At 20.1% G+C, this 1,329-nt stretch carries 3 protein-coding genes; all 3 read left to right on the forward strand.

The features are described 5' to 3' along the window. The first annotated feature begins 242 nt into the window (after positions 1–242). Positions 243–374 carry a hypothetical protein gene (locus tag BU00_RS05405; protein ID WP_281170790.1) on the forward strand — a complete coding sequence of 44 codons (132 nt, stop codon included), beginning with the start codon at positions 243–245 and terminating at the stop codon, positions 372–374. A 234-nt stretch (positions 375–608) separates the two neighbouring features. Further along, positions 609–875 (forward strand): hypothetical protein, encoded by a 267-nt coding sequence (locus tag BU00_RS0103575; protein WP_036459100.1) that lies wholly within the window; start codon positions 609–611, stop codon positions 873–875. Beyond that, positions 865–1,137 (forward strand): type II toxin-antitoxin system RelE family toxin, encoded by a 273-nt coding sequence (locus BU00_RS0103580; RefSeq protein WP_027121499.1) that lies wholly within the window; start codon positions 865–867, stop codon positions 1,135–1,137. Before BU00_RS0103575 ends, BU00_RS0103580 begins: the two co-directional genes overlap by 11 nt. Positions 1,138–1,329: the final 192 nt, after the last annotated feature.

Below are 1,329 nucleotides of genomic sequence, written 5' to 3' on the forward strand. Positions count from 1 at the left end.
AAAATATTTTTTTTATAAATTTTTGGTAAAAAACGCACTTTTAAAAAGTAAAAGTGCGTTAGTATAATAAATTACTGAAAGTTTAAATTATAATTTTATTATAAATAATGATAAAGATATAAGCACAAAAGAAAGACAAGAAAAAGTTAAAAAAGAAATAAGGGAATGGATAGTCAAAAATATAATTATTGAATAATATTTAAAAATTTTATTGTATAATTTTAAAAAATTAGGAGGTTTATATGACACTAGATGAATATATAAAAAATTTAGATAAATATGTTGAACCACTCGATGTAACAATGAAGAAAAACGGAGATTGGGAAAAATTAGTAAGAATTATGAAAGAACTTGCTAAAATTGAACATTTATAATATTTTAAAAAACTGCCTTTAACTTAATAAGTTGGTAGTTTTTGTTTTCAAAAATCAAAAAAATGCAAATATTGTTTTAATATTCAATACGTAAATTAAAAAAGTCATAAGGAAGTTCAAAACTTGCAACAACTCTTTTAAAATAATAAAAATATTATTTGAAATTATAATCACATTATACAATATAATGTGTATAATGTGTATAAAACATATTGAGAACGAGGAGAATTATTTATGACTATTCGTAAAAATATTACTTTAAAACAAGAAGACTATGATTTAATTTCCAATTTTATTTCAAAAAAAGGTTATAATTTTTCAGAGTTTTTAAGAGAAACAGCTTTACAAAGAATAAAACAAGAAGAAGAAACTAGTTTATTAGATTTTTTAAATTCAAATATTTCTTCATTATCAAAAGAAGAACAATTAGAAATAGATAATAAAAACATTGATTTTTCAGATATAAGTGCAGTTGAATTGAAATTAGAAGATGTTTTATAAGGTTTTATATAAAAAAGAAGCTAAAAAGTTTATAAAGAAAAATAAAATTTATGGAATTAAATTTTCGAAAGCATTTGATGAAATTTCAAAAGATAAAAATAAAATATTTAAATATGATATAAAAAAATATATTCATAAATATTATGATGATATATTTAGAATGAGAATAGGAGATTATAGAGCAATATTTAGAATTATAGATACTGAAATTGTCATATTAGTTTTTGATATTGATAGCAGGGGAGAAATATATAAAAAATAAGTTATATTTTCATTCTAATTGATTTTAAAAATTAAGAGCGTTATAAAGTTACCCTTTTTTGATTTAGCGTCAATTAAAAAGTCACGATGCAAGTTTTGAACTTGCTCGTGACTTTTTGTCCCATCTGATAAAATATAGTAATAGTAAAAAGTGAAAGGACAAGTGAATTATATATGATAAATTTAAATCATA

The sequence above is a fragment of the Mycoplasma leonicaptivi ATCC 49890 genome (assembly GCF_000622205.1).
GTDB classification, from domain to species: Bacteria; Bacillota_I; Bacilli_A; order Mycoplasmatales; family Metamycoplasmataceae; genus Mycoplasmopsis; species Mycoplasmopsis leonicaptivi.